The following is a 14852-nucleotide window of genomic DNA, read 5'->3' as shown; positions in this document are numbered from 1 at the left end:
GCGCTCAGGCGGGCCTGTAGCTCAATTGGTTAGAGCAGAGCGCTCATAACGCTTTGGTTGGGGGTTCGAGTCCCTCCGGGCCTACCAAATACGGCCGAAATCACCGCCCGATGATGATGTCTGCGCACAAACCGCCCAAGCGTTCGCTTTGGCTCAAGCGCAAAACACCGCCGTGGACACGAGCGATATCTGCAACGATCGCCAGCCCGAGGCCCACCCCGCTGCCCTGATTCTGGTTCCGCGACGGGTCCAACCGGCTGAACGGCTTAACCGCATCGGTCCGCTGTTCGGGCGGGATGCCGGGGCCATCATCCTCAACCCGAATGCGCAGCGATTTGTCAGTCAGGGTCATGCTGACCATCGCGTGCGACCCGTAGCGCACCGCATTGCCGATCAGGTTTTCCACGGCGCGGCGGATCGCAGTCGGACGCAGCATCACTGAGCCCTGCCCTTCGGGCGGCAGCAACTCGACGCTTTGTCCGGCCCGTTGCGCATCATCCACGATCGAGCGCAAAAGCTCATCCGGACGAACCTCGACCTGCTCGCCCTCGGACGCGCCGCGCGAGAAATCAAGGAAGGCATCCAAGAGTGACTGCATTTCGTTCACGTCCTGAAGCAGCGGCTTGGCATCGTCCTCGGGCAGCATCGACAGGCCAAGCTTGAGCCGGGTCAGAGGCGTTCGCAGGTCATGGCTGACACCCGACAGCATCAGGGTCCGCTGCTCGATCTGCCGCTCGATCCGGGCTCGCATGTCAAGAAACGCGCTGCCAGCGGCCCGCACCTCGACGGCCCCTCCGGGGGTGAACGGCACGACCCGACCGCGACCAAAAGCCTGCGCCGCATCGGCCAGCCGAGTGATCGGCCGCAACTGATTGCGCATGTACAAGAACGAAATCGAGGTCATGATCACCGCAAAGAACAGCATCGTGACGATCAACTGGTGCGGGGCGACCGTCGACAGACGCCGGCGATCAAAGCCAAGCTCCAAAACACCCAGATGGGTGTTCAAGAACAAAGTCGCGACCTGACTGTCCGGCAACGATACCGCTACGAGGTTCGGCAGCAGCTCTCGAAGATCAGCCTCGATCTGCGGCGCGATGAAATCATACCAGCGCCGCGGTTCAATCGTCGGCGTTTCGTTGATCCCCAAGAAGCGGGCCTGCATGTCCAGCACCCTCAGATCCGGGCGCACCGCGGCCAGCGCCTGCTGTTGGGTTTCGGCACCCTGAATATCTTCCAGAACCAGCCGCACTTCGCGCGACGCCGCGCGGGTCATCTGACCGGTCACATCCTCGAGGTGTTCACGCACGAATGCCACAGACACCACCAACAGAACCACGATCACCGGCAGCACCAGAATCAGGGCCGCCCGGGCATACAAGCTGCGGGGCAAATAGGGTTTGAGCCAGCGCGAGGACATGCGCTAAACCTAGCGGGCTGCCCCGCCAAGAGAAAGAGGCCAAGATGCTGCCAGCAGACGATTTCAACCCGAAACCGGGGATCCCTGTCGCCCTGCAGCCGGGCCTCAGGCTCTTGCTGGCCCCGAACCCGTCGCCGATGACCTATCTGGGGACAAATACATACCTCCTGGGCACCAGCGACCTTGCCGTAATCGACCCCGGACCGTTGAGCGACAGTCACATGCAGGCCATTCTGGATGCGCTGCAGCCCGGGCAAAAGATCAGCCATATCGTGGTCACCCACAGCCACCTGGACCATTCGCCGCTTGCTGCTCCGCTGTCAGAACGGACAGGTGCCCCGATCTACGCCTTTGGCGGGCCACAGGCAGGGCGCAGCGCGATCATGTCCCAACTGGCCGAGCAAGGCCTCGCCGGCGGCGGCGAGGGAATCGACACGGAATTCCGCCCGGACATCGAGTTGGCGGACGGCGACAGGATCGAGGGGGACGGATGGGGTCTTGAGGTCATTCACACGCCGGGTCATCTGGGCAATCACATCGCGCTGGCCTGGGGAGACGTGTGTTTCACCGCCGATCACGTAATGGGCTGGGCCAGTTCACTGGTTTCGCCTCCGGATGGCGATCTGACAGACTTCATGAAAGCCTGCCACCGGCTACGCGCCCGCGACTGGTCCGTCTTCCATGCCGGACACGGCGCGCCGATCACAGACCCTTCGGGTCGGCTTGAATGGTTGATCCGCCATCGGCTCGAACGCGAGGCACAAATCCTCGACGCGCTGGCCGAGCGCCCGGGCACAGCCCGGGATCTGGCCCAGCGGATCTATGTCGAAACCCCGCCTGCCCTGCTTCCAGCGGCCGAGCGCAACGTGTTTGCCCATCTGGTGGATCTGACCGGAAAAGACCGCGTCGCCCCCCGGGGCGCACTGTCGGTGCAAACCAGTTTTCATCGCATCTCCTGAACGCGCAAAAAATTCGCTCTCGGTGCTTTTCCCCTCTGGACGCCGAAAAACCGGATTGCTATATGCGCCTCAGTTCCGGCGTAGCTCAGCGGTAGAGCAGTTGACTGTTAATCAATTGGTCGTAGGTTCGATCCCTACCGCCGGAGCCAAAATCCTCTGATTTCAGAAGTTTGTGGCGCACCCAACCGCTCACGTCCCGTGTGTAGTCGGTTGCCGATCCGACACGCGGAGTTTTCAGCGGGTTCAACGCATGCGATCAGACTGCTTCCAAGGACCTGCGCCGTTAGATCGGGTTTGGTCTTTCGATCAGCCCAATCCTGTCATCCACACCCGGGAAACATCAGAGGATTTTCCAGCGCCTGTGACGCAAGTTTGGTCCGCCATGCATTTGCACAGCAGACCGTCCGCTACAGTTCGTTTTTGTAGATCACCCCGCCTTTCATGATCAGATCGAAGCGCTCTTCGTATTCGGTCATGACAGACATGTCCTCCAGAGGGTTCCCGTCAATCAGAAGGATATCCGCATGAGCACCTTCCGCAATGACGCCCAGCGCCCCGGGATAAGGATTGCGCGGCCCCGACAAGGCAAGCAACTCGGCTGATTTCGACGTTGCCTGACGAAGAATCTCGGCATTGTCGAACCATTCCGTTCTCAGAACGAACTCCTCGTTTGCGCGCTTGATCATCTCAGGAGAAGTGATCACGTCCGTGCCGAAGACGATATTCTCGAATCCAAGCTCCTTGGCCATGGTGAACATCTGGTTGATGCCGTCATAGGCTTCGTCATGCTTGGCTTTTTGTTCGTCGTTGTAGCCTGCCGGATGGAATGTGTAGACGATGACCTGCGGCGACAGCCAGGCATCATGCTCCATCATCACGCGCATGGCCTCTTCGCTCATCAGATTGCCATGCTCGATGGACTTCACCCCATTCTCGACGGCGCGGATGATGCCATCCGAGTTGTAGACATGGGCGGTTACGTAGGTGTTCCAGTCTTCGGCCGCCTCGACGGCTGCTCGGATTTCGTCTGCCGTGTACTGCGTGGTGTCCAGTGGATCAGCAAATGACCCGGTACCGCCACCGACCGAAATCTTGATCTGCGAGGCCCTGCGGCGCAACACCTCGCGTACGGTCTTCAGAACCTCGTCACGCCCATCGGCAACTGCGACATGGAAGTATTTCATCGGAATGCTGGGCTCGAACACCAATGAACCGGGCTCGTTTGCGTCCGTCCGATGATCCGAGTGGCCCGAGCTCTGCGAGATCATGGGACCCGAAGGATAGACCCGAGGCCCCCTCAGGATGCCCTCGTCTATGGCGCGTTTCAGTGAAAACGAGTTCCCGCCGACATCGCGGACCGTCGTGAACCCCTGCATCAGGTATTGTTCGGCGACGGTTGCGGCAACATAGGCCCAGTATTCGCGATCGGCATTGAATGCGATACCGAACGGCATCTGAAACATCAGATGCGCATGCATGTCGGCAAATCCGGGCATCAGGAACCGACCCTGCGCATCGATCACCGTCGCCCCCTCCGGCGCATCCAGATCAGGGCCAATGGCCGTGATCACGCCGTCTTGGATCAAAACGTCCTGACCCTCGATCAGGTCGGAACGGACACCGTCGAAAATCCGAGCGCCGGTGATCAGGGTTCCGGCCTCTTGGGCGATCCCCGGCGCGGCGAGAACAAAGAAGAAAAGCTTCGCTGCAATCCTGCAAGCTGTCCGCATCTTGGGTTCCTTTCCGATTTCAACAGGTTCACCGAAGAATGGTGCATTATCGAGAGGCTAGTCTCTTTCTGATCCGGATGAAACGATCGCGTCGCGGCCGGCGCGTAGATCAACGCAACGATTCACTGCCGCAGGAAACAACAAACCTGTGCAGCCCGATTGAAATCCGAAACGGAAACCTGGAGCGCGCAATTCGTCCGGAGAAAGCAATTTTCGTCTGGACCTCGACTTTGCAGATTGGTACACGCCCCTCAGTTCCGGCGTAGCTCAGCGGTAGAGCAGTTGACTGTTAATCAATTGGTCGTAGGTTCGATCCCTACCGCCGGAGCCAAAAAAACCACGAAATCAAGCGTTAACCTGCCAAGGCGTCCTTGAACTCATCCCGCAGTTTGCGTTTCAGGACCTTGCCCGTCGCATTGAGTGGCAGCGCATCGACGAAGACCACTTTGTCCGGCACCTGCCACTTGGCGATCTTGCCGTCGAAAAACTCCAGCAGTTCGGCCTCGGACGGGTCTTCGCCCTCGGCCTTGACGGCCACTAGCAGCGGGCGTTCGTCCCATTTGGGATGCGGCACGCCGATCACGGCCGCGGTGGCCAATCTCGGGTGCGCTACGGCGATGTTTTCCAGCTCGACCGAGCTGATCCATTCACCGCCCGACTTGATGATGTCCTTAGAACGGTCGCGGATGGTCATGTAGCCGTCGGGGTCCAGCGTGGCCACATCGCCGGTGGCGAACCAGCCATCCTGCAGAAGTTCTTGATCCTGCAGCTGGAAATAGCTGTCCAGCACCCAGTGGCCGCGCACCATCAGGTCGCCCTGCGTGACTCCGTCATGCGGCAGGTCGTTGCCGTCGTCATCGACGATCGTCAGCTCGACCCCAAAGGGCGGACGACCCTGATTCTCGCGCAGTTTGTGCTGCTCCTCGATCGGCAGCTTGCGATGCTTGGCCAGCGGAATGTTGGCGGTGCCCAGCGGGCTCATCTCGCTCATCCCCCAGGCATGCACGGTGTCGACGCCGTATTTTTCCCGGAAGGTCGCGATCATCGAGGGCGGGCACGCCGCGCCGCCGATCACCGTACGTTCGAGGCTTTCCAGCTTGGTGCCGCATTTGGCGGCATGGGCCAGCAAACCCTGCCAGATCGTGGGAACCCCCATCGCCAGAGTCACGCCATAGGTGTCGATCAGGTTCACCAGCGCCTCGCCATACAGGTCCGGCCCGGGCAACACCATCTGCGAACCGGACATGGCGCAGCCATAGGGCGACCCCCAGGCATTGACGTGGAACATGGGCACCACCGGCATCACCACATCCATCGCCGAATACCCGATCACGTCGCGGGTGTTCGAGGCAAAGCTGTGCAGAACGGTCGAACGGTGCGAATACAGCACGCCTTTGGGGTGGCCGGTCGTGCCCGAGGTGTAGCACAGGCTCGAGGCGGTGTTTTCATCGAAGACCGGCCATTCGAAATCGGCGTCGCCGGTCTCGATCAAGTCGTCATAGAATTCCAGTCCGGGGATCTGCTGCAGTGCGTCCTCGCTGCGCGGTCCCATCAGGACGAAATGCTTCACCTCGGTCAGTTGATCGCGGATCGCGGCAACCAGCGGGATGAAGGTGGCGTCGAAGAACAGCACCCGGTCCTGCGCATGGTTGATGATGTAAACCAACTGTTCGGGGAACAGGCGCGGGTTGATCGTGTGGCAGACGAAACCCGCACCCGAGGCCGCATAGTAGATTTCCAGATGCCGGCGGTTGTTCCAGGCCAGTGTGCCGATCCGGTCCTGCGGATGCAGGCCAAGCTTGGTCAGCGCCGACCCCATGCGCCGGGCATTGGCAGCGATCTCGCCCCAGGTCGTCTGGGTGACGGTTCCGTCGGTTTCGACCGAAACGATCTCGGTCTGACCATGATAGCGCGCAGCATGATCGATCAGTGACGAAATCAACAGCGGCTGCGTCATCATCTGTCCCAGCATGGACATCCTCCCATTCATCGCGCCGGCTTGATGCGGCGTCTGTTGCGGCCCGGCGGCACGGCGGCGTGGCCGGCCCCGGGGCTTCTCCTCGGGGCCGATCCTGCCAATCATTTAATTGTCTGACAATAAAAGAATGCGGCCTGCCGTGGCGGCAGGCCGTCAGATTTGCAGGGCTTCAGCCCCGGTGCCTCAGCGCATAAGCCACAAGTGCGGCGGTCGAGCCGTCCTTGCCCTCGGTGCCCGCATCGCCATCGACGATCGGCCCCAGCGAGGTGGCTAACTCCTTGCCCAGTTCCACCCCCCACTGGTCGAACGAGTTGATGCCCAACAGCACGCCTTCGACGAACACCCGGTGTTCATACAGCGCAATGATCTGGCCCAGAACGAAGGGCGTCAGCTGCGGATAGATCAGCGTGGTCGAGGGCCGGTTGCCCGGGAACACGCGATGCCGGGCCTGACGCTCCAACTCGTCGCCATGCAGGCCCATCTCGGCCATGCGCGCTCGCGCTTCCTCAAGCGACCGGCCACGCATCAACGCCTCGGACTGAGCCAGGCAGTTGGCCAGCAGCAGACGGTGATGATGGGCCAGTTCAGGCTCGTGGCCTTCGGCGGCCACCATGAATTCGCAGGGGATCACGTCGGTGCCCTGATGGATCAGTTGGTAAAACGCGTGCTGCCCGTTGGTGCCGGGCTCGCCCCAGACCACCGGTCCCGAAGGCACGCTCAGCGCCGAGCCGTCCATGGCCACCGATTTCCCGTTCGATTCCATCTCGAGCTGTTGGAAATAGGCCGGCAACCGCAGCAACCGTTGATCATAGGGCAGCACCGCGCGGCTGGCATGACCCAGCACCTGACGGTGCCAGATGCCCACCAGAGCCAGCATCACCGGCATGTTCTCGGCCCAGTCCGCGGCGCGGAAATGCACGTCCATCGCCTGCCCGCCGCGCAGGAACGCGTCGAAGGCGTTCGAGCCCACCGCGATCATCACCGGCAGCCCGACCGGACCCCAGACCGAATAGCGCCCGCCGACCCAATCGGCAAAGCCGAACACGCGGTCCGACGGGATGCCGAAGTCTGCCGTCTTGTCCACGGCGCTGGACACGGCCGCGAACTGCCGCCCCGGGTCGCCGCCGCCGTCCAGCATCCAGGCCCGCGCCGTCCGCGCGTTGGTCATGGTTTCGATGGTGGTAAAGGTCTTGGACGCCACGATCACCAGCGTTCGCGTCGGGTCCAGTTCGCGCAGCGTGTCGGCGATATGCGCGCCATCCACGTTCGAGACATAGTGCAGGCGCGGCCCGTCGTGATAGGGCGCCAGCGCCAGCGTCGCCATCACCGGCCCAAGGTCCGAACCGCCGATGCCGATATTCACGACGTCGGTAAAGCTGCCCCCGGCCCCCTGGGCCGTTCCGCCCCGGACCTCTTCGGCGAACACGCGCATGCGCTGCAGGGTGTCCAACACCTCGGGCATGACGTCCTGGCCATCAACCTCGATTGGGCCGCCATCCAGATTGCGTAGCGCCGTATGCAGCACAGCGCGGCCTTCGGTCTCGTTGATCTTGTCGCCCCGGAACATCGCGTCGCGCCGCTCGGCTAGACCGGCCTGATCGCACAGGTCGATCAGCGCCGCGCGGATGTCCGTGTCGATCAGGGTCTTCGAATAGTCGAACAGCAAATCCCCGGTCGAGGCCGAGAATCTCTGCGCCCGGTCGGGATCCTGCGCGAACAGGTCGAGGATGCGGGTATCCGCCGCCTGCGCGGCAAGGGTTCTGAGAGTGTCCAGTTGCATGAGATCAATTCGCCCAGTGTACCGTCATTCCATCCAAGACTGCCGCAATTGGCGCCTCCTCGGGCGGCAGGCTCATGGCACGCTCAAGCGCTGCGCGCTTTTTTTCACCATAGATGACCAGGTGTTTGGACAGGGCCCCATCCAGAACCGGACCCGTCAGAGTGATGCGCGTCTCGGGCTGTGTCTGGGGCCGAGCAACGGCCAATGCCGGTGCGTTGCTTGCCAATGCCTGCGCCAGCCCCTCCATCCCCGGAAACAACGAGGCCGTATGCATGTCGTCGCCCATTCCAAGAACCAGCACCGCCAACGGGCGCAGCGGCTCGATCAGAGCTTCGATTTGGGGCAGAACCTCTTCGGGCGCCTTGCCGGGAATATAGAGCGGGACATAGTCCGCCGCCGCCGCCCGGTTGGTCAGAAGACGGTCGCGGATCAAGCGTTCGTTCGACCGGTCACTGTCTGCCGGGACGCAGCGTTCGTCGGTGGGCAGCACACGGACACGCTCCCACTCAAGATCCGCGGCGCACAGGCTGTCGAAGATCGGTCCGGGCGTGGTGCCGCCGGGAACTGCAAAAGCCACGACATCGTTGTGCAGCAGTGCGGCCTCCAACTCTCCGGCCAGAACGTTGGCAACATCAATGGCCAGCATGTCCCTGTCGGCATATTCCTGAATCTTCATGGCTTGATCCCTTGCCAATGGCGACCGTCGCGTTTCATCAGCAGTTCGGCGTCGCCGGGACCGGTACTGCCGCTGTCATAGGGTTTTGGCACGTCGCCGCGTGCCTGCCACCCCGCAATGATCGGGTCGGTCCAGGCCCAAGCGGCCTCGACCTCGTCTCCGCGCATGAACAGGGTTTGATTGCCCCGGATCACGTCCATCACCAAACGCTCATAAGCATCCGGCGCTTCCTGGTTTTCGGGCCCGAGCGCTTCGGCAAAACTCATATCCAACGGGACGTCGATCAAACGCATTCCGCCCTGCCCCGGCTCTTTGATCGTGACTTTCAGCGTGATGCCTTCGTTCGGCTGCAGCCGGATCGACAGCGTGTTGGCATGCCGCCCGGCCTCGGCCCCGAAGATCGAATGCGGCGCATCCTTGAAGATGACGTTGATCACCGAGGACCGCGCCACCAGCCGCTTGCCGGTGCGCAAGTAAAACGGAGTCCCCGCCCACCGCCAATTGCTGACATGCGCCCGCAGCGCCACATAACTTTCGGTGGTCGAGCGCGGATTGCCCACCGCTTCGCGGTAGCCCGGCCCGTCGGGACCACCCGAATACTGCCCACGCACGATGTGGTGCGGCTGCACCGGGTCCAGCGCGCGGATTACCTTGAGCTTTTCATCGCGCACGGCGTCCGAATCGAACTTGGCAGGCGGCTCCATCGCGATCAGGCACAGAAGCTGCATCAGGTGGTTTTGCACCATGTCGCGCATTGCCCCAGCGCGCTCGTAATACTCTTCGCGACCATCCACGCCGACGGTCTCGGCGACGGTGATCTGGATATGGTCGACATACTGACTGTTCCACAGCGGCTCGAACAGCATGTTGCCGAACCGGACTGCCATCAGGTTCTGGACGGTTTCCTTGCCCAGATAATGATCGATCCGGTAGATTTGGTTTTCGCTGAAATATGAGGCCAGCGTGGCATTCAACGCCCGCGCGCTGTCCAGGTCGTGACCGAACGGCTTTTCGACGACGATCCTCGTCTGCTCGTTTGCCAGACCGTGTTGGCGGATTTTTTCCGCCAACGGGGCGAACAATCCGGGTCCGACCGAGAAATAGAAGGCGCGGATCCGCGAATCCGTCAACAGACCTGAAAGGTTTTCCCACCCATCATCAGAGCTGGCATCCAACCGCAGATACTGCAGCCGGTTCAGGAACCCATCAAGGTTGCCGGGATCTCCCGCTTGACGAGGTGCGTGCTGGGCCAGCGACTCGGCGACGATCGCACGATAGCCCGCCTGATCATGTGCGGACCTTGCTGCGGCGATTATCCAAACATCGTCATTCCACTGTCCCGCGCAATAACGACGAAACAAGGCAGGCAAAATCTTGCGCTGCGCCAGATCCCCGGTGCCACCAAAAATGACCAGATCAAATGGGTCGACGGGTATAACGCGAGAAACCATGAGCCGTCCTTATCGCGCCATCGCCGGCATGTCCAATGTTAGCGCAATCATATCCTGGACTTTCTCTGGTTTCCAATCTGTACCAATCGTGTGCGCCGCACCGGACCGCCACCGAAACACACAAGAATATTCAACCGCTCAACGCGTCCGCCGTCAACGGATTGCCAAGATCTGGTTGTGTTCAGAAATTGTGAGAGTGAGTAACCTGCGCCGAAACGCAGGTCGGCATTCATTCGATGATCCATCGGCCGGATCAAGGCGCATTGGCCTTGAGCGGAACCTAGCCGAAACGCTAGTTCAGCCGGTATTCTCCGACGACGTTCCGCCATTCTCCGGGTGCGATCATCTTGCGGTGGGTAAAGCGCACCGAATGCAGCGGACCCTCGATTTCGCGCTGCCAGAACTCGATGAAATTGAACAGCTTGGGATGATCCGGCGCCAAGTCGTAATCCTGCCAGATGAACGTGTTCAGAACATGGATGTAATCCGGCATGCGATAGAAGATTTCAGCCGTTGTCAGGCCATACCCCTTCAGCATCAATTCGGTTTCGTTTTTCTCCATTCAGACCTCCAGATTTCCTCAAAGGTCCCTTCAGGGTAACATGATTCCTTTTCAATCCGTATTAAAACAATGTGTTACCCGAAAAACACCGCGGTTTCAGGCCACTTCCGGGTTGCTTGCTTGCACCCTATGTGCCGGGTCTGATAAGATGCATCCACAAGATATAGACCCAGCACAAAAAACGGGCAGTTTACGTGAGCGATACGCCAGAAATCCCCGAAAACATGGATGAAACCCCGCCCGAGCGCCCGGTTTACGACGGCCCGACGGTATCCATCGAATCCGAGATGCGGACGTCCTATCTGGACTATGCGATGTCGGTCATCGTGTCCCGTGCGATCCCCGATCTGCGCGACGGCTTGAAACCGGTGCATCGGCGCATCCTCTATGCGATGCACGAGACCGGGAACACCCACGACAAAGCTTACCGCAAATCGGCCCGTCCCGTGGGCGATGTGATGGGTAAATACCATCCGCACGGTGACAGCGCGATCTATGACGCGCTGGTGCGGATGGCCCAGGATTTCTCGATGTCGCTGCCGCTGCTGGATGGTCAGGGCAACTTCGGCTCGATGGACGGCGACAACCCGGCGGCCATGCGCTACACCGAGGTCCGCATGGACAAGCCCGCCGCCGCTCTGCTGGCGGATATCGAGAAAGAGACGGTAGATTTCCAGGACAACTACGACGGCAAGGACAAGGAACCCACCGTCCTCCCCGCGCGGTTCCCGAACATGCTGGTCAACGGCGCCGGCGGCATCGCGGTGGGTATGGCCACCAACATCCCGCCGCACAACCTGGGCGAAGTGGTCGACGCGACGCTGGCGCTGATCGACGATCCGGACCTGACCAGCGAACAGCTGATCGAGTACATCCCCGGCCCCGATTTCCCCACCGGCGGCGTGATGCTGGGCCGGTCCGGTGCGCGCAAGGCCTATCTGGAGGGCCGTGGCAGCGTCATCATCCGCGCCAAAACCCGCGTCGAGGAGTTGCGCAAGGACCGCTATGCCATCATCGTGGACGAGATCCCCTATCAGGTGAACAAGGCCTCGATGATCGAGAAGATCGCCGAAGCCGTGCGTGAAAAGCGCATCGAAGGCGTCAGCCACGTTCAGGACGAATCTGACCGCAACGGCGTGCGGGTGGTGGTCGAGCTGAAGCGCGACGCAACGCCCGAGGTGGTGCTGAACCAACTTTACCGGTTCACGCCGATGCAGACCTCATTCGGCTGCAACATGCTGGCGCTGAATGGCGGTCGCCCCGAGCAGCTGACCCTGCGCCGGTTCCTGACCAGCTTCATCGACTTCCGCGAAGATGTCGTTGCCCGCCGCACTGCATACGACCTGCGCAAGGCACGGGAACGCAGCCATATCCTGTGCGGTCTGGCCGTAGCGGTCTCGAACGTGGACGAGGTCGTTGCCACGATCCGGTCCTCGGCCGACGCGGCAGAGGCGCGCGATAAGCTGATGACCCGCCGCTGGCCCGCAGCCGAGATCGAGAGCTATCTGCGGCTGATCGACGATCCGCTGTCAAAGATGAACGACGACGGCACCTACAACCTGACCGAGGTTCAGGCCCGCGCGATCCTTGATCTGCGCCTGCAACGCCTGACCCAGATTGGTGTCAAAGAGGTCACGGACGAGCTGGAAGGCCTGGCCGCCAAGATCAAGGAATACCTGGACATACTGTCCTCGCGCGAGCGCATCATGAGCATCATCGCCGACGAGCTGCGCGAGGTTCGAGAGCAGTTCGCAGTGCCGCGCCGCACTGAAATCGTCGACTGGTCCGGCGATATGGAAGACGAGGACCTGATCGAACGCGAGGACATGGTCGTCACCGTGACCTCGGGCGGCTACATCAAGCGTACGCCGCTGGCCGACTTCCGCGCGCAGAAGCGCGGCGGCAAGGGTCTGTCGGGGATGCAGACCAAGGAAGAGGACGTCGTAACCAATCTGTTCGTGGCGAACACGCATACGCAACTGCTGTTCTTCACCACCGATGGGATGGTCTACAAGCTCAAGACATGGCGCTTGCCTCAATCTGGGCGCACCGGCAAGGGCAAGGCCATCGTCAACATCCTGCCGATTCCCACGGGTGTTTCGATTGCGGCGATCATGCCGGTCGATGTGCCGGATGAAGAATGGGAAAACCTGCAGATCGTCTTCGCCACCAGTGCCGGTGACGTGCGCCGAAACGCGCTGAGCGATTTCACCAACGTCAAGCGCAACGGCAAGATCGCGATGGATCTGCCCGAGGGTGTGGAACTGGTCAACGCGCGCATCTGTTCCGAGGATGACGACGTGATGCTGGTCACCAATTCCGGCCGGGCAATCCGCTTCCCGACCACTGCCGTGCGCGTGTTCAAGGGCCGCAAATCGACCGGTGTGCGCGGCATCAAACTGACGAATGGCGATCGAGTCGTCTCGATGTCCGTCATTCGCCACTTCGAGGCCACGGCAGACGAGCGCGCCGCCTACCTGAAGATGCGCCGCCTGATGGCAGGCGTCACCGAAGAGACCGAAACCGACGAAGACGAAGGCAACGCAGACAGCATCCTGCCTCAGGAGCGCTATGCCGAGATGTCTGCGGCGGAAAACCTTATCCTGACTATCACGGCCGGCGGGTCGGGCAAGCTCAGCTCGTCGCATGACTACCCGGTGCGCGGCCGCGGTGGAATGGGCGTGATGGCGATGGACAAGGCGATGCGGGGCGGCCCGCTGGTGGCCTCGTTCCCCGTCGAAATCGACGACCAGATCATGCTGGCCACGTCCAAGGGGCAGTCGATCCGGGTTCCGGTCGACGGTATATCGTTCCGGTCCCGCAGTGCGGGCGGGGTCAAGGTGTTCAACACCGGCAAAGGCGAGGAAGTCGTCAGTGTCGCTTGGATCGCAGACCAGGGTGACGAGGAAGACGATAGCGAAACGTAAGGATGGCCGCCTCTGATCGGCGGCCCTCATTTCAACGACGACGGAGCGGCTCTGCAACAGCAGCCGCTCCTTTTCGTTTCGGCGAATGTCGAAGCGTTCTTTCTGGGGTCAAGCCGGGTTTTGCGGTAGGCTCATCCAATGAGACCCGAACCCAGACTGGACATCATCGGCGCCGCCCTCGCCGACCCAACCCGCGCACGCATCCTGTGCAAACTGATGGACGGGCGGGCGTTCACCAACAAAGAGTTGTCCTGCGCAGCCAACATAACGCCACCAACTGCAACGGCCCATCTCAAGCAGTTGGAGCGGGCCGGCCTGACCACTTCGATACGCAGCGGCAGGCATGTCTTTCACCGGATCGCAAGCGCACAGGTCGCATCGGCTTTGGAAAAGCTGTCCACGCTAACTCCCAGCGACCATGTCCGGCGGGCCGCGAAACCGGACTCGGGCGTCCTGTTGGCCCGTTGCTGCTATAACCATCTTGCCGGGCGTCTCGGTGTGTGGATCACGGACAACCTGCTGGATACGGGCGTTCTGCAACTGGCACATGGGGCACTGGCGCCGGGTCCGCGATATCACGCGTTTTTGACCGATCTCGACCTGGACCCACCGCGGGTCAGCGCCCACCGGCCGGTCGCCAAATTCTGTCTGGACTGGACGGAACGCCGAAATCACATCTCAGGTTCCTTGGGAATCGCGATTCTGGAAAAAGCTCTGAAAGACAAATGGCTGACGCGCCAAAGGTCCAGTCGCGCCCTGACCATCACGCCGGAAGGCAAGATCGCACTGACTCGCCATTTCGGCTTGTCGGACTCCGCGCTTGATTGCCTCGGGTCGTCGGTTCGGTCGATGGCGAAGCGATAAGTCACACTCAAGATGCAAACCCGGTCATTCTGACGTTGCTTGGTTAGGAGACTGGAATGACCCAAAAACCACAGGACACCGAACGATATCTGACAGACGAAGGTTGGCGCGTGATCGTTCAGGTTCCCGAGGACCGCGCGCAGGCGGTGATTGATGCTGTTCTGGCCGAAGCCAACCTTGTTTACGGCGATTATGATCGCGTCACCTTCCGGTCGACGCCCGGAACGCAGAGCTTTCGGTCACTCGGGACCGGACGCAATGCCGTCACCTGCGACACGGTGGATGTTCCCTGCGTCGAAGTCTCGTTCTTTCTGGATGTGTCGGACGGCGTGCGTTCGAAGGTGCTGCGCGCAATCTACGCGGCCCATCCCTATGAAGAACCGGTGATCCTTCTGCACCCGTGTTTTCGAACGCTGCACATCCGCGGGCAGGACGAAGACAACCCGAACCGGTTCTGGAACCGGCCTCTGGAAGACTGGGTGCCTGATGCACACCGCAGCTAGAT

The 14852-nt window shown here is 61.2% G+C and carries 11 protein-coding genes and 3 tRNA genes; 7 read left to right on the top strand and 7 right to left on the bottom strand.

Translation table 11 applies throughout. The features are described 5' to 3' along the window. Positions 1–10 precede the first annotated feature (10 nt). Positions 11–87 (top strand) — tRNA-Ile (locus ACR0BA_RS02695). A gap of 13 nt (positions 88–100) precedes the next feature. On the opposite strand, the gene ACR0BA_RS02690 is transcribed toward ACR0BA_RS02695, so the two are convergent. Next, on the bottom strand, positions 101–1420 hold the full coding sequence (locus tag ACR0BA_RS02690) for an ATP-binding protein (protein ID WP_480726330.1): 1320 nt from the start codon (positions 1418–1420) through the stop codon (positions 101–103). 44 nt (positions 1421–1464) lie between these two features. On the opposite strand from ACR0BA_RS02690, the gene ACR0BA_RS02685 reads away from it, so the two are divergent. Both ACR0BA_RS02685 and ACR0BA_RS02680 read left to right on the top strand, forming a co-directional pair. Beyond that, positions 1465–2379: an MBL fold metallo-hydrolase gene (locus ACR0BA_RS02685; protein WP_480726328.1), complete on the top strand. Its 915-nt coding sequence runs from the start codon at positions 1465–1467 to the stop codon at positions 2377–2379. 74 nt (positions 2380–2453) lie between these two features. Continuing rightward, positions 2454–2528 (top strand) — tRNA-Asn (locus tag ACR0BA_RS02680). A gap of 258 nt (positions 2529–2786) precedes the next feature. Here ACR0BA_RS02680 and ACR0BA_RS02675 read toward each other — a convergent pair. Continuing rightward, on the bottom strand, positions 2787–4109 hold the full coding sequence (locus ACR0BA_RS02675; protein ID WP_480726327.1) for a metal-dependent hydrolase family protein: 1323 nt from the start codon (positions 4107–4109) through the stop codon (positions 2787–2789). Positions 4110–4365: 256 nt separating this feature from the next. Between ACR0BA_RS02675 and ACR0BA_RS02670 the strand changes: the two genes are divergently transcribed. Further along, positions 4366–4440, top strand: a tRNA-Asn gene (locus tag ACR0BA_RS02670). A 21-nt stretch (positions 4441–4461) separates the two neighbouring features. Here ACR0BA_RS02670 and ACR0BA_RS02665 read toward each other — a convergent pair. From ACR0BA_RS02665 to ACR0BA_RS02645, 5 genes are all read right to left on the bottom strand, one after another. Next, positions 4462–6081, bottom strand: a complete 1620-nt coding sequence (locus tag ACR0BA_RS02665) for a long-chain-fatty-acid--CoA ligase (RefSeq protein WP_480726325.1) — start codon at positions 6079–6081, stop codon at positions 4462–4464. Positions 6082–6256: 175 nt separating this feature from the next. Then, positions 6257–7867 (bottom strand): glucose-6-phosphate isomerase, encoded by a 1611-nt coding sequence (gene pgi / locus ACR0BA_RS02660; RefSeq protein WP_480726324.1) that lies wholly within the window; start codon positions 7865–7867, stop codon positions 6257–6259. A 4-nt stretch (positions 7868–7871) separates the two neighbouring features. Next, complete coding sequence (gene pgl, locus ACR0BA_RS02655) at positions 7872–8543, bottom strand: 6-phosphogluconolactonase (protein ID WP_170338936.1); 672 nt, start codon at positions 8541–8543, stop codon at positions 7872–7874. Further along, positions 8540–9994 (bottom strand): glucose-6-phosphate dehydrogenase, encoded by a 1455-nt coding sequence (gene zwf / locus ACR0BA_RS02650; protein WP_480726322.1) that lies wholly within the window; start codon positions 9992–9994, stop codon positions 8540–8542. The genes pgl and zwf overlap by 4 nt, the downstream gene beginning before the upstream one ends. Before the next feature lie 292 nt (positions 9995–10286). Beyond that, a complete protein-coding gene (locus tag ACR0BA_RS02645) occupies positions 10287–10556 on the bottom strand; it encodes an usg protein (protein WP_093962206.1) in 270 nt (89 codons plus the stop codon). Between the two features lie 224 nt (positions 10557–10780). Between ACR0BA_RS02645 and gyrA the strand changes: the two genes are divergently transcribed. The 3 genes from gyrA to ACR0BA_RS02630 all read left to right on the top strand — a co-directional run bounded on the left by gyrA (position 10781) and on the right by ACR0BA_RS02630 (position 14850). Then, a complete protein-coding gene (gene gyrA / locus ACR0BA_RS02640; protein WP_480727447.1) occupies positions 10781–13483 on the top strand; it encodes a DNA gyrase subunit A in 2703 nt (900 codons plus the stop codon). A gap of 138 nt (positions 13484–13621) precedes the next feature. After that, positions 13622–14347, top strand: a complete 726-nt coding sequence (locus ACR0BA_RS02635; protein ID WP_480726321.1) for an ArsR/SmtB family transcription factor — start codon at positions 13622–13624, stop codon at positions 14345–14347. Between the two features lie 56 nt (positions 14348–14403). Further along, positions 14404–14850 (top strand): YqfO family protein, encoded by a 447-nt coding sequence (locus ACR0BA_RS02630; RefSeq protein WP_480726319.1) that lies wholly within the window; start codon positions 14404–14406, stop codon positions 14848–14850. Positions 14851–14852 lie beyond the last annotated feature (2 nt).

The sequence above is a fragment of the Ruegeria sp. CI5 genome (assembly GCF_056536885.1).
Note: the sequence above shows the minus strand (reverse complement) of the source record. Positions and strands in the feature narration are given on the sequence as shown.

What these genes read in the sequence shown, in the direction of transcription:
- pgi (WP_480726324.1), bottom strand. Translation starts at nt 7,867, where the DNA reads ATGCAACTGGACACTCTCAGAACCCTTGCCGCGCAGGCGGCGGATACC.
- ACR0BA_RS02675 (WP_480726327.1), bottom strand. Translation starts at nt 4,109, where the DNA reads ATGCGGACAGCTTGCAGGATTGCAGCGAAGCTTTTCTTCTTTGTTCTC.
- ACR0BA_RS02690 (WP_480726330.1), bottom strand. Translation starts at nt 1,420, where the DNA reads ATGTCCTCGCGCTGGCTCAAACCCTATTTGCCCCGCAGCTTGTATGCC.
- gyrA (WP_480727447.1), top strand. Translation starts at nt 10,781, where the DNA reads ATGGATGAAACCCCGCCCGAGCGCCCGGTTTACGACGGCCCGACGGTA.
- ACR0BA_RS02630 (WP_480726319.1), top strand. Translation starts at nt 14,404, where the DNA reads ATGACCCAAAAACCACAGGACACCGAACGATATCTGACAGACGAAGGT.
- ACR0BA_RS02685 (WP_480726328.1), top strand. Translation starts at nt 1,465, where the DNA reads ATGCTGCCAGCAGACGATTTCAACCCGAAACCGGGGATCCCTGTCGCC.
- pgl (WP_170338936.1), bottom strand. Translation starts at nt 8,543, where the DNA reads ATGAAGATTCAGGAATATGCCGACAGGGACATGCTGGCCATTGATGTT.
- ACR0BA_RS02645 (WP_093962206.1), bottom strand. Translation starts at nt 10,556, where the DNA reads ATGGAGAAAAACGAAACCGAATTGATGCTGAAGGGGTATGGCCTGACA.
- ACR0BA_RS02635 (WP_480726321.1), top strand. Translation starts at nt 13,622, where the DNA reads ATGAGACCCGAACCCAGACTGGACATCATCGGCGCCGCCCTCGCCGAC.
- ACR0BA_RS02665 (WP_480726325.1), bottom strand. Translation starts at nt 6,081, where the DNA reads ATGCTGGGACAGATGATGACGCAGCCGCTGTTGATTTCGTCACTGATC.
- zwf (WP_480726322.1), bottom strand. Translation starts at nt 9,994, where the DNA reads ATGGTTTCTCGCGTTATACCCGTCGACCCATTTGATCTGGTCATTTTT.